The sequence below is a fragment of the Frankia sp. CcWB3 genome (assembly GCF_977927595.1).
Genome location: NZ_CDWRCK010000117.1, coordinates 1 through 12513, shown reverse-complemented (window position 1 = coordinate 12513; position 12513 = coordinate 1). Strand labels below are relative to the sequence as shown.

15 protein-coding genes are annotated in these 12513 nt (G+C 71.9%); 1 reads left to right on the top strand and 14 read right to left on the bottom strand.

Annotation, left to right across the window (positions count from 1 at the left end):
• The 4 genes from ACY5KJ_RS10935 to pyrR all read right to left on the bottom strand — a co-directional run.
• The coding region (locus ACY5KJ_RS10935) for a PH-like domain-containing protein (RefSeq protein WP_462203294.1) at positions 1-307 on the bottom strand (307 nt) is incomplete at its 3' end.
• Positions 304-1680: a dihydroorotase gene (locus tag ACY5KJ_RS10930; RefSeq protein WP_462186062.1), complete on the bottom strand. Its 1377-nt coding sequence runs from the start codon at positions 1678-1680 to the stop codon at positions 304-306. The genes ACY5KJ_RS10930 and ACY5KJ_RS10935, both read right to left, overlap by 4 nt.
• Entirely contained in the window at positions 1677-2600 is a 924-nt protein-coding gene (locus ACY5KJ_RS10925; RefSeq protein ID WP_462186061.1) for an aspartate carbamoyltransferase catalytic subunit, read from the bottom strand. The genes ACY5KJ_RS10930 and ACY5KJ_RS10925 overlap by 4 nt, the downstream gene beginning before the upstream one ends.
• A 49-nt stretch (positions 2601-2649) precedes the next feature.
• Entirely contained in the window at positions 2650-3270 is a 621-nt protein-coding gene (gene pyrR / locus ACY5KJ_RS10920) for a bifunctional pyr operon transcriptional regulator/uracil phosphoribosyltransferase PyrR (RefSeq protein ID WP_462186060.1), read from the bottom strand.
• A 429-nt stretch (positions 3271-3699) separates the two neighbouring features.
• Here pyrR and bldD point away from each other — a divergent pair, with 429 nt between their 5' ends.
• Positions 3700-4197, top strand: coding sequence for a transcriptional regulator BldD (gene bldD / locus ACY5KJ_RS10915; RefSeq protein WP_462186059.1), 498 nt, complete (start codon positions 3700-3702; stop codon positions 4195-4197).
• 211 nt (positions 4198-4408) lie between these two features.
• Here bldD and nusB read toward each other — a convergent pair whose 3' ends face one another.
• The 10 genes from nusB to ACY5KJ_RS10865 form a co-directional block, all read right to left on the bottom strand.
• Positions 4409-4873, bottom strand: a complete 465-nt coding sequence (gene nusB, locus ACY5KJ_RS10910; RefSeq protein ID WP_462186078.1) for a transcription antitermination factor NusB — start codon at positions 4871-4873, stop codon at positions 4409-4411.
• The gene (gene efp, locus ACY5KJ_RS10905) at positions 4870-5433 is read right to left on the bottom strand and encodes an elongation factor P (protein WP_011437591.1); all 564 of its coding nucleotides are present in this window, start codon (positions 5431-5433) and stop codon (positions 4870-4872) included. The genes nusB and efp overlap by 4 nt, the downstream gene beginning before the upstream one ends.
• Positions 5434-5650: 217 nt before the next feature.
• Positions 5651-6739, bottom strand: a complete 1089-nt coding sequence (aroB, locus tag ACY5KJ_RS10900; protein WP_462186077.1) for a 3-dehydroquinate synthase — start codon at positions 6737-6739, stop codon at positions 5651-5653.
• 2 nt (positions 6740-6741) lie between these two features.
• Positions 6742-7347 (bottom strand): shikimate kinase, encoded by a 606-nt coding sequence (locus ACY5KJ_RS10895; protein WP_462186058.1) that lies wholly within the window; start codon positions 7345-7347, stop codon positions 6742-6744.
• Positions 7348-7389: 42 nt separating this feature from the next.
• Positions 7390-8574 (bottom strand): chorismate synthase, encoded by a 1185-nt coding sequence (aroC, locus tag ACY5KJ_RS10890; protein WP_462203293.1) that lies wholly within the window; start codon positions 8572-8574, stop codon positions 7390-7392.
• A gap of 137 nt (positions 8575-8711) precedes the next feature.
• Complete coding sequence (locus tag ACY5KJ_RS10885) at positions 8712-9377, bottom strand: prepilin peptidase (protein ID WP_462186055.1); 666 nt, start codon at positions 9375-9377, stop codon at positions 8712-8714.
• A 2-nt stretch (positions 9378-9379) separates the two neighbouring features.
• The gene (locus ACY5KJ_RS10880; RefSeq protein WP_462203292.1) at positions 9380-10360 is read right to left on the bottom strand and encodes a shikimate dehydrogenase; all 981 of its coding nucleotides are present in this window, start codon (positions 10358-10360) and stop codon (positions 9380-9382) included.
• A 119-nt stretch (positions 10361-10479) separates the two neighbouring features.
• On the bottom strand, positions 10480-11760 hold the full coding sequence (mltG, locus tag ACY5KJ_RS10875; protein WP_462186053.1) for an endolytic transglycosylase MltG: 1281 nt from the start codon (positions 11758-11760) through the stop codon (positions 10480-10482).
• Positions 11757-12320: a Holliday junction resolvase RuvX gene (ruvX, locus tag ACY5KJ_RS10870; protein ID WP_462186052.1), complete on the bottom strand. Its 564-nt coding sequence runs from the start codon at positions 12318-12320 to the stop codon at positions 11757-11759. Before ruvX ends, mltG begins: the two co-directional genes overlap by 4 nt.
• Positions 12317-12513 (bottom strand): DHHA1 domain-containing protein (locus ACY5KJ_RS10865; RefSeq protein ID WP_462203291.1); only part of this gene is annotated, 197 nt, incomplete at its 5' end. The genes ACY5KJ_RS10865 and ruvX, both read right to left, overlap by 4 nt.

The following is a 12513-nucleotide window of genomic DNA, read 5'->3' as shown; positions in this document are numbered from 1 at the left end:
CGCCCAGCCCGCGGGCGGCGATCCATTCCAGCCAGTGCCCGGCGTCGACGGTGCCGAGGTACATCCCGCGCAGCGGAGCGGCGAACACCGTGCCCGGTTCCGCCGGCGGGACGGGCAGCTCGGGAAGGTCCTCCTCCTGACGCTCGGCCCGGTTGCGCCACGCCCGTCGCATCGAACCGACCACCGCGACGAACACCAGCAACAGACCGAGCAGGAGAAGCAGGTGCAGCCCCAGGCGGTCCGGCGCCCGGTCCAAGGCGACGGCGGGCCCGGCAGCCTGCAGGGATGCGGCGCGCGAAACAATCATACGATCTTCCCGTCGAACACGGTGGGCCGTCCCCGCAGGAACGTGGCGCGGATCGTTCCCGGCAGCGACCGGCCCGCATAGGGCGTGTTGCGGCTGCGGCTGGCGAGCGCGTCCGGCTCGACCATCCGCCACGGCGCCGGGTCGAGCAGGGTGACGGTCGCGGGCGCGCCCACTGCTATGGAACTCCACACCTCGGTCGCGGTTCGCGGCAGGCCACCGATCCTCGCCGGGGCCAGTGCCATCCGCTCGGCGACCCCGGCCCAGTCCAACCGGCCCGGGATGACCATCGTCTCGATGACCACCGACAGCGCCGTCTCGAGACCGAGCATGCCGGGACGCGCGGCGGCCCACTCCGTCTCCTTGTCCTCCAGCGCGTGCGGGGCGTGGTCGGTGGCGACGCAGTCGATCGTGCCGTCGGCGAGCCCGGCGCGCAGCGCGGCGACGTCGGCGGCGGTGCGCAGCGGCGGGTTGACCTTGTAGACCGGGTCGAACGAGCAGACCAGGTCGTCGGTGAGCAGCAGGTGGTGCGGGGTCACCTCGGCGGTGACGTTCCAGCCCTTCGCCTTGGCCCACCGGATGATCTCCACCGATCCGGCGGTGGAGACGTGACAGACGTGCAGCCGGGAGCCGACGTGCCCGGCCAGCAGCGCGTCCCGGGCGATGATCGCCTCCTCGGCGACCGCGGGCCACCCCGGCAGCCCCAGCCGGGCGGCCACCGTGCCCTCGTTCATCTGGGCGTTCTCGGTCAGTCGCGGTTCCTGCGCATGCTGGGCGATCACCCCGTCGAACGCCTTGACGTACTCCAGCGCCCGGCGCATGAGCAGCGCGTCCGACACGCAGTGCCCGTCGTCGGAGAAGACCCGCACGCCCGCCGCGGAGGAGGCCATGGCGCCGAGTTCGGCGAGTCGCTCGCCGGCAAGCCCGACGGTGACCGCGCCGACCGGCCGGACGTCGCAGTGACCCGCATCCAGGCCGAGCCGCCACACCTGCTCGACGACCCCCGCGGTGTCGGCGACCGGATTGGTGTTCGCCATCGCGAACACGGTGGTGTAGCCACCGAGGGCCGCGGCGCGGGTGCCGGAGGCGACCGTCTCGGCGTCCTCCCGGCCGGGTTCCCGCAGGTGAGTGTGCAGGTCGACCAGGCCGGGGAGCAGGATCAGCCCGTCCGTGCCCAGCACGGTGGTGCCGGCGGGCAGTCCCCCGGCCCCGGCGTGCGTGGAGCCGGCCGGTCGCCAGGCGGCCACCACCCCGCCCGCGAGGACGACGTCGACAGGGTCCCCGCCGAGCGGGCGGACCCGCCGCAGGACCCAGGAGGTCCCCGTCGGCGTCCCCACCGGCGTCTCTCCCGGCGTCTCCGCCGCGGGCGTCGTCATGAGACCTCCCCGGAACCACCCAGCAGCAGGTACAGCACGGCCATCCGCACGCTCACCCCGTTCGCAACCTGTTCCACGACTGTCGACCGGGCGGAGTCGGCGACCCGGGAGGCGATCTCCATCCCGCGTACCATCGGGCCGGGATGCATCACCAGGGCGTGGCCGGGCAACATCTCCGCCCGGTCGGCATCCAGCCCGTAGCGCCGGCTGTACTCCCGTTCGGTCGGGAAGAAGGCCGCGGACATCCGCTCCCGCTGGACCCGCAGCATCATCACCACGTCGCTCTTGGGCAGCACGGCGTCGAGGTCGTACGACACCTCGACCGGCCACGAGGAGATCCCGAGGGGCAACAACGTCGGCGGGGCCACGACGGTCACCGTCGCGCCCAGCGTGGCGAGCAGCCACACGTTCGATCGCGCTACCCGGGAATGCAGCACGTCGCCGACGATGGTGACGGCGAGGCCGTCGATCCGGCCGAGCCGGCGGCGCATGGTGAAGGCGTCGAGCAGGGCCTGGGTCGGGTGCTCGTGGGTGCCGTCTCCCGCGTTCACCACGCTGCCGCGCACCCAGGAGGCCAGTCGGTGCGGCGCGCCGCTCGCGGCATGCCGGCAGACCACGGCGTCGGCGCCCATCGCCTCGAGGGTCTGCGCCGTGTCCTTCAGGCTTTCGCCCTTCGACACGCTTGACCCGCGCGCCGAAAAATTGATCACATCGGCCGACAGTCTCTTGGCGGCTACCTCGAAGGACGTGCGGGTGCGGGTGGAGTCTTCGAAGAACAGGTTGACGACGGTGCGGCCCCGCAGGGTCGGCAGTTTGCGCACCGACGCCTCGGCGACCCGCGCCATCCGTTCAGCGGTGTCCAGCACCAGCAGCGCGTCGTCCCGGTAGAGATCCTCGGTCGAGAGGAGATGGCGGTTCACACCCGTCCCCCGAACCCGGCTCGTGCTCCCCGCACGGCACTCCCCCCGATCATGGCTGGTTCCCGGGAAGCGCGCCGTCGGCGACGTCCCCCCCGGCGGCCGAGAGGATCAGTACGCCGTCGGCGCCGTCAATCTCCCGCAGCCGGACGGCCACCGACTCCCGGCGCGAGGTCGGCATGTTCTTCCCGACGTAGTCGGCGCGGATCGGCAGCTCGCGATGGCCCCGGTCGATCAGGACCGCGAGCTGGACGGCACGCGGCCGGCCGTAGGCGGCCAGGGCGTCCAGCGCCGCCCGCACCGTGCGCCCGGAGTAGAGGACGTCGTCGACGAGGATCACCACACGACTGTCGACACCACCCTCGGGAATGTCGGTCACCTCGAGGGGACGCACGCCGCGCAGTCGCAGATCGTCGCGGTACATGGTCGGGTCGAGGGAGCCAACCGGGAGACGCACCCCCTCGACGGCCTGCACCCGCTGTGCCAGCCGGTGCGCGAGAGGTACCCCTCGGGTGGGTACTCCGAGCAGGACGACCCCGGCGCCACCGGAGGTCTTCTCGAGAATCTGATGCGCCATCCGGCTGACGATCCGGGTGATGTCGTCTGCGGACAGTACTGCCCGGGCGGTGCCGGGACGGCGCGATGCGGGGTCGCTCGCGGCAGCCGGAGCCACGCGGCATCCCTCCTTCCCCGCCTCACGGGACGGTCCTTAAAGGAGTGGTCCCAGCGACGTTACCAGGGCCCTCAGGACGTGTGAGGGTCTCGCCTCCGGACGCCGACCGCCCCTGGCGCCCAGCGCGACGACGGGTCGCCCACCGGTCCGGACAGCGCGGGACGTTATTGCCGCGCCAACCACGCAGCATCATGTTGTCACTACTTGTCACTGGGTTCGACGCCGTCGCCACAGCGGTGACGGCACCCGGAAGTTCCCACCGCTCAGGCATAGGGCGCAACCAGAGGGCTACAGAAAGTGGTACAAAGAAAGAGGCGACACGACCCCCCCGGGTGTCGAGCGTCAACCCGGCGGGCACTACTATCGGTAACCGCCGGCGGCACGAGCCCCGGTTCCAACTGATCGACCACGACAGGAGTGGGCACTCCGATGTCCGACTATGCGAAGGCGCTCGGTGCTCGGCTGCGCGCGATACGCACCCAGCAGGGGCTCTCGCTTCATGGCGTCGAAGAGAAGTCGCACGGTCGGTGGAAAGCCGTCGTCGTGGGTTCCTACGAACGTGGGGACCGCGCCGTCACCGTGCAGCGCCTCTCCGAGCTCGCGGAATTCTACGGCGTTCCGGTGGGGGAGCTTCTTCCCGAGGGTTCCACCGTCGCTCCGCTGGAGCAGTCTCCCCGGATCGTCCTCGACCTCGAGCGTCTCTCCCAGGTTCCCAAGGAGCAGGGCGGTCCGCTCGCCCGGTACGCGGCGACCATTCAGAGCCAGCGCGGCGACTACAACGGCCGAGCGCTCTCGATCCGGTACGAGGACCTGCGCTCGCTCGCGGTGATCTACGACACCTCGCCGAGCAAGCTCACCGAGCAGCTCGTCTCTTGGGGCGTGCTGTCTCCGGAGCAGGGCGCGGACGCCGCGGCGACCGACGTCTAGCCTCGCTCCGGTACTGTGGTACCGGTACCGCGGTACCGGTACCACAGTCCGCCGGCTCGCATCCGCGCCACCCGCGGCACACGTATCCGGGGAAGGACCCGGTACGTCGCCTGGGCGACGTACCGGGAATGCCGATCCCGGTTCCCTCCCGGTAACCTGGCAGCAGGGTAACCGGGCAACCCGGCAACCGGGTAACCCCGGTAGACCGCCGCTACGACGGCTGGCCGGGAATGGAATCCACCGCCGATCCTCGTCCGGTCGACTCGGCCGTGGTGGCCGGGCTCTTCCCCTCGACCAGACTCGCGAGCAGCCCGTTGACGAACGCCGGCGACCGGTGGGTGGAGAGGTTCTTCGCCAGTTCCACGGCTTCGTCGATGGCGACCCGATCCGGGACGTCGGGACGCCAGAGCAGTTCCAGCACGGCGATCCGCAGAATGTTGCGGTCGACCGGCGGCATCCGCTCCAACATCCAACCCTCGGCGTACCGGACGATCCGCTCGTCGATCTCCCCGCGGTGCTCGATGACCCCCTCGACCAGCTCGACGGCGTATTCCGACACCGGTGGATCGGACTGGGCCAGCCGGGCAGCGAGGATCTCCGGCACGGCGCTCGCGCGCACGTCCGCTTCGTAGAGGATGTCCAGTGCCCGTTTACGGGCCTTGGACCTGGCGCTCAGCTCGTCACCCGGCCCAGGTACCGGCCGTCACGCGTGTCGACCTTGACCTTTTCCCCGCTGGTGATGAACAGCGGCACGTTGATGGTGGCGCCCGTCTCCAGGGTGGCCGGCTTCGTCCCGCCGGTCGAGCGATCGCCCTGCACCCCCGGGTCGGTCTGCGAAATGGTCAGCTCGACGCTGGCCGGCAGTTCGACGTAGAGCGGGGCGCCGTCGTGCAGCGCGACGGTGGCCACGGTGTTCTCCAGCATGTAGTCGGCCGTCCCGCCGACGACATCCGGCGGGATCGGGATCTGATCGTAGGACTCGCTGTCCATGAAGACGAAATCGGCACCGTCCCGGTAGAGGTAGGTCATCTCGCGGCGGTCGACGGTCGCGACGTCGACCTTGACCCCGGCGTTGAAGGTGCGGTCGACGACTTTCCCGGTGAGCACGTTCTTCAGGGTCGTGCGGACGAACGCCCCACCCTTACCCGGCTTGACATGCTGGAAGCCGACGACGTTCCACAACACCCCGTCGATGTCGAGCGTCATGCCGTTCTTCAGGTCGTTGGTGGTCGCCACTGCGCGCGTTCTCCGTTTCCATCGCCGTACGCCGACGGCGGGTGTGGTCGTTACCCGGACCCTCGTGCGAGGACCGCGGTGCTCTCTCCCCAGGCTCCCCAGGCCATCCCAGCCATCCCAGGCCGCTTCCCCATCCTCAGGCCGCTTCCGGACCCGCCACCGGGCGCGGACACCGGGCGCGGACGTGGCGGCGATCCTACAAACCGCCGCGACGAGTCTACCGATCCTCGGCGACGGTGGTGAACGCCGCGATCAGCAGGCCAGCATCCGGATTGTCCAGGATGACGGTGCGGCCCTGCGCCTCGAGGCCGACGAAACGCATCCGCCGTCCCCGCGCCTTCTTGTCGACCCGCATCGCGTCGAGCAGCGCCGCCCACCGGTCGCCCCGGTAGGTCACCGGCAGGCCGATGCGGGTCAGCAGCTCGCGGTGCCGGTCGGCGGTGGCATCGTCGAGGCCGACGACAAGCCGGGACAGCTCCGCCGCGAACACCATGCCCACCGAGATCGCCGCGCCGTGCCGCCAGCTGAAGTGCTCGACCTTCTCGATGGCATGACCGAGGGTGTGACCATAGTTGAGGATCTCCCGCCGGCCGTCCTCCCGCGGATCGCCGGAGACCACCTCGGCCTTGACCCGGATGGACCGCTCGATCAGCTCGGGCAGATGCGCGGTGCCGGTCGGATCGGCGTCGAGCAGATCGATGATCGCCGCGTCGGCGATGAAACCGGTCTTGACGACCTCGGCGAGCCCGGCGCGTACCTCGACGGCCGGCAGGGACTCCAGCGCCGCCAGATCGCACAGCACGCCGAGCGGCTGGTGGAACGCCCCGACCAGGTTCTTGCCCGCGTCGATGTCGATGCCGGTCTTCCCGCCGACCGCCGCGTCGACCATGCCGAGCACGGTGGTCGGCACCTGGACGACGTCCACCCCGCGCAGCCAGCTCGCGGCGACGAACCCGGCCAGGTCCGTCACGGTGCCGCCGCCGAGGCCGATCACCACGTCGTCCCGGGTGAAGCCGATCCGGCCGAGCACGTCCCAGCAGAAGCCGGCGATCCGCAGCTGCTTGGCCTCCTCGCCGCCGGGCACCTCGATGGCGTGCGCCTCCACGCCCGCGTTCTCCCGCAGGTCGGCGACGACGGCGTCCGCGGTGGCCCGCAACGCCCCGGGATGGATCACCGCGGCGCGGGTCCGCCCGGCGACGGCCTCGGCGAGCTCGCCGAGCAGGCCCGCCCCGAGCACGACGTCGTAGGGACGCCCGCCGCCCGGCCGTACCGGGATCCGCACGATGTCGGAGGCCTTCACCTGCATACTCACCGTCTGCCCCCTGCGGCGTCCGCCGCCTCGCCCGGTCCGCTGCCCGCCGTGAGCAGCGGGCCCAGTGCCGCCGCCACCTGGTCGGTCACCTCGTCCGGCTCGTGCCCCGCGGTGTCGATGACCACCGTCGCCACCTCGGCGTAGAGCGGCCGGCGTGCCCTGAGCAGGGCGGCGAGCCGCGTGCGGGGCCCCTCGACCAGCAGTGGACGGTCCCGGGCGAGGCCCACCCGCCGCACCGCGTCGGAAACTCCCACCTCAAGATAGACGACCCGGTGCCCGGCCAGCAGGGTCCGGGTCTCAGCGTCGAGCACCGCTCCCCCGCCAAGGGCCAGGACCCCCCGATGATCCGCGAGCGCGGCCGCCACCGCCCGGCGCTCGGCCAGCCGGAAGTACTCCTCACCATGATCGAGAAAGATGTCCGCGACGGTGGTGCCGAGCGCCGCCTCGATGTCGGCGTCGGTGTCGCGGAAACCCACCCCCCACCGCCGCGCCAGCTGGGTGCCCACCGTCGTCTTCCCCGCTCCGGGCGCTCCGACCAGCACCACCATCGGCCCCGTCCAGGCCATCGGCCCCGCCCACGCGTCCGTCGCCGGCTCCCCCACGATGATCCTCTGTCTTCGCCGCCTGCCGATTCCCGCCGCCGATCAGCGGATGACCAGGGACTTCAGGTACCCCTCGTAATTGCGCCGGGTCTCCTCCACCGAGTCCCCCCCGAACTTCTCCAGCGCCGCGCCGGCGAGCACGAGGGCGACCATCGCCTCCGTCACCACCCCGGCCGCGGGCACCGCGCACACGTCGGACCGCTGGTTGATCGCGACCGCCGCCTCGCCAGTGGACACGTCCACCGTGGACAACGGCCTGGTCAGCGAGGAGATCGGCTTCATCGCCACCCGCACGCGCAACGGCTCGCCCGTGGTCATGCCGCCCTCGACCCCGCCGGCCCGGGCAGTCGCCCGCCGCACCCGCCGGCCGCCGGCACCGGCCGGCTCGATCTCGTCGTGCGCCACGGAACCCCGCCGCCGCGCGGTGGTGAAACCGTCCCCGAACTCAACGCCCTTGATCGCCTGAATGCCCATCAGCTCGCCCGCGATCCGGGCGTCGAGGCGCCGGTCGCCGTGCACGTAGCTGCCGAGCCCGGGCGGGCAGCCATACGCCAGCACCTCGACGATGCCGCCGAGGGTGTCCGCGTCGGCGTGGGCTGCGTCGATCTCGGCGACCATCCGCACGCTGGTCGCCTGGTCGGCACAGCGGACCGGGTCCGCATCCACCGCCGCCAGCGACGTCGGGGCGGGCACCCCCGGGGGCACCTCGACCGCGCCGATCGCGACGACGTGCGAGATCACCTCGATGCCGTATGCCTGCCGCAGCAGCGCCTTGGCCGCGGTGCCGAGCGCGACCCGCGCGGCGGTCTCCCGGGCGCTGGCGCGCTCCAGCACGGGCCGGGCGTCGTCGAACCCGTACTTCTGCATGCCGGCGAGATCGGCGTGGCCGGGCCGGGGCCGGGTCAGCGGGGCTGCGCGGCTCAGGCCCGCCAGCGCCGCCGGATCGACCGGGTCGGGCGACATGACCCGCTCCCACTTGGGCCACTCGGTGTTGCGGACGACCACGCTGACCGGGCCGCCGAGAGTGACGCCGTGGCGGACTCCGCCGAGCAGCTCGACCTCGTCACGCTCGAAGCTCATCCGCGCGCCGCGACCGTGCCCGAGCCGGCGGCGGGCCAGCTCGGCGGAGATGTCGGAACTGGTTATCCGGATCCCGGCGGGCAGCCCCTCGACCGTCGCCACCAGGGCGGGACCATGAGACTCCCCCGCCGTCAGCCAACGCACCATGGCTCCAGTCTTTCACGCTCACCGCCCAGGTCACGACCGCGATCAGGCAGGACGACCGGAATCAAACGGAACTATCAGGATTAAATAGGACGATTGGGATTAAACAAAATAATATGGATCAAGTAGAATAACCGGGATCAGCCGGTGCGGCCGAGGACGGCGAGCAGCGTCCCGGCAAGCAGAAAGGGACCGTAGGCGATGCGGTCATGCCGGCCGACCCGGCCCGCCACCAGCAGCGCGCTTGCCCAGAGCCCCCCGAGGACGACGCCGGCGAACAGCCCGAACACCACACTCGGCCAGCCGAGCCAGCCGAGCGCACCGCCCAGCAGGCCGGACACCTTGACGTCGCCGCGCCCAAGTCCCGCCCTCGGCAGGCAATGCACCCCCAGGAAGATCATCCAGACGGCGGCGGCCGCCACCCCGGCGCGCAGCAGACGGTCGGGCTCGGCGGTGACCAGCGCGGCGAGGCCGAACAGCCCGGCAAGCACCGGATAGGACGGCAGTACCAGATGGTCGGGCAGGCGGTGCACCCGAAGATCGATCACGGCCAGCCAGACCCCGACGACCGCCAGGTACACATAGGCCGGCAACCAGCTCGGATGATCGTGCAGGGCGACGGTCACGGCCGTGGCGACCAGCACCGTCACGGCACCGAGCGCCACCGCCCCGGGCACCTCCCGGTGCGGGGCCTCCCCGGGCACTGCCGGCACGCCGGCCACGACCCGGCGACCGAACGGCAGGGCGGCGAGCGCCGGAAGGGCGATCAACACGCTGAGCGCGCCGCCCGGCACCACTCCCGGCACCGCTATCCGCCGGCAGGTCCGCCGCGGCCGCGGGGACCACTCCCCGCGAAACCATGGCCGGCCGGCACGCCGACCTCCACCGCCGGCACCGCCGGGGGCCTGTCCGCCTGCGCCCGCTCGTCCAGCGCGGCCTGGCCCGCGGCCAGCAGAACGCTGGCGGGAACCACCTGCCCGGTGAAATGCTCGACCTGCCCCACGGCCTGGGCGGCGAGGATCTCCAGGCCACCTGCGACCCGGGCACCGGCCCGGTAGGCCGCGGCGGCCAGCGCCGTGGGCCAGGGATGATAGAGCAGTTCTACGAGCTGACAGGCTGGCGACCACGGTCTGGTGGCGAGCCCGTCGGTCGCGCCGGCGGGCGTGGTGGAGATGACCAGATCCGGGCCGGCCGGCAGGCCGGCGGCCAGCAGATCCCAGGGCAGCGCGGTGACCTCGACGCCCAGCCGCGACCCGATCTCCGTCACCTCCGCCTCGGCGGCGGGCCGGCGGGCGACGACGCCGAGGCGGGTGCAGCCCGCCGCGGCGACCGCCGCGACCGCGGCGCGGGCCGTGCCACCGGCACCGAGTACGAGCGGCTGGCACGGGACCGCGCCGCGCATCACCCGGCGCAGCGCCATGCTGATGCCGTCCACGTCGGTGTTGTAGCCACGCAACCGACCGGCGGGCCCAACGACGACCGTGTTGACGGCGCCGATGACCGCCGCCGTCGCGTCCACCTCGTCGAGCAGGTCGAGCGCGACGGTCTTGAGCGGCATGGTCAGGGACAGCCCGACCCAGTCCGGATCCGTGCGGACCCGGGTGAGTATCGCGGCGAGCCCGGTCTCGTCGCAGTGCACGGCGGTGTACGTCACCGCGAGACCGAGCCTGGCGTAGGCGGCGGCATGCAGCACCGGGGAGAGCGAATGGCCCACCGGTGCCCCGAGCACGGCGGCGCGGGCGGGGCTCGACGACGACGCGGTAGCCGCGACGGTCGCCGACGGTTCCACGGGCCGACGATGGCACTCAGGGGGCCGGCTGCGGGCCGGGGCCGTGCCGACGGGAACGATCTCCGGCACTACCGGGCCCTCCTCATGCTCGCGGCCTCATGCTCGCGGCTTCCCTCGCACTACTCACGGCCCCCTTCACGCCGGTACTGGGCCTCTGCCTGCTCCCACTCCCGCTCCGTGGTGGCGAAGACCGTCACCTTGCTCTGCGGCATGGAGACGAAATAAAACCACGATCCGTCGGCCGGTTCCAGCGCCGACCGCAGCGCCCAGACGCCGGGGTTGGAGATTGCGCCCGGCGGCAACCCTTTCACGGCCCGTGTGTTGTACGGGTTGTTCTGAGAGAGTTGTTCCCTGGTCAACGGCCCCTCGTACCCGTCCGTGGCGTAGCGAGTGGTCGAGTCCATGTCGAGCCGGCCGAATCTCCCCGACGTGTCCTTGAGCCGATTGTAGATCACCCGGGCCACCTTCGGACCCTCGTCGCGGTTGGCCACCTCCTTCTCGATGATCGAGGCGATGGTGACGATGTCCTTCGGCAGGACCCCGATCGCGGCGGCCCTGCCCTCCAGATCGATCGCCGCGGTCTCCCGCTTGAAGCGGTCGACGAAGGAGCGCAGCAGCTGCTCGGGCGTGGCCCCGGGCACGAGGTCGTAGGTGGACGGGAAAAGATAGCCCTCCAGCAGGTTCGGCGGCGCGTAGGACGGCAGGCCCAGCTGGGTGGGGTTCTTCGCGATCGCCTCCAGGTCTGCCATCGACGTGCCCGGGAGGCGTTCATGCAGTGCCGTGAGAACCTCACGGACGGTCATGCCCTCCTTGATGACGAACTTGAACGGCGCGGACGAGGCCGGGTCGAGCAGGGCCTCGAGCGCCGCGGCGGCGCTCATCCTGGTGTGCAGACGGTAGGTGCCCGGCTGGATGCCCAGCGACTTCGGGTTCGCGGCGGCGGCCTTGACAAACGCGGCGACACTCGCGGTCACGTTCGCGTCGTGCAGCTCCCCGGCGATCTCGCGAGTGCTCGCCCCGGCCGGGATCTGGACCACCGCGATGCCCTCGCCGGAGCCGGAGTAGTCGGCGGGCTCGCCCGTCGAGATGTGCCCGACGACCTTCCCCACCCCGTAGATCCCCAGTCCCAGCAGGGCGGCGACCACGACGAGCACCGCGATGAGCTTCGGCAGCGCGCGACCGCGCCGGCCGCCATCGGGATCGGGCTCGTCCCAGCCGCCGCCGTCGTCCCAGGCGCGGTGGTCCCAGTCGACCCCGGCACGGTCGTCCGGGTACTGATCGTCGGCGTAGCGATCAGCCGAGTAACGATCATCCAGGTAACGATCATCGCGCTGGCGGGCCCGACGGCGACGCGAGTAGGGGTCCTCGTCGAGTATCTCGTCGAGGTCGCCGCCGGTCACCTCTCGCCCGACGGCGGGACGGCACCGCCCGGGGCCCGGGGGTCGTCTCCCGGAGCCCGGACCACGCCGTCCGGACCCGTGACCGGGGCGGCACACCCGATCGCGCCAGGCGCGCCGCTCCCCCGGCGGCTGTCCAGGTCGTGCTGCAGGATCTGCACGGCTGCCTCCTGATCCACGAGACTCCGGCGGGCACGCGAACGAACGCCACGCTCGGCCATCCTGCGATGAGCCGCAACCGTGGTGAGCCGCTCGTCCACAAAACGCACGGGGACGGGTGCGATCCGCTCGGCGAGTACCTCGGCGTACTGCCGCACCAGCCGGACCGCCCGGCCTTCCTGCCCGGACATCTGTCTGGGCAGGCCGACCACGACCTCTACAGCCTGCCGCTCCCGGACGATGAGGACAAGCCGATCGATGTCCGCATTGCCCCGTCTATCCCTGGCCAGGGTAGTCACCGGAACCGCGAGCACGCCGCCGGGGTCGCTAGCGGCGACCCCGACCCGCACCGAGCCGACGTCGACCCCGATCCGCACCCCGGGCCGGGAGCCCGAGCCGCTCACCGCGAGGCGTGCTCGGCCACCAGCCCCCGCAGCCTGGCAAACACCGCCGGCACCAGCTGTGGGCCCCCCCCGCCGCCCTGGGCCACGTCCGGCTTGCCGCCGCCCTTGCCACCCAGGCTCGCCCAGGACTGCCGCACCAGGTCACCGGCGCGCAGCCCCCGGCCGCGCGCGGCGTCGTCGGTCACCACAACGA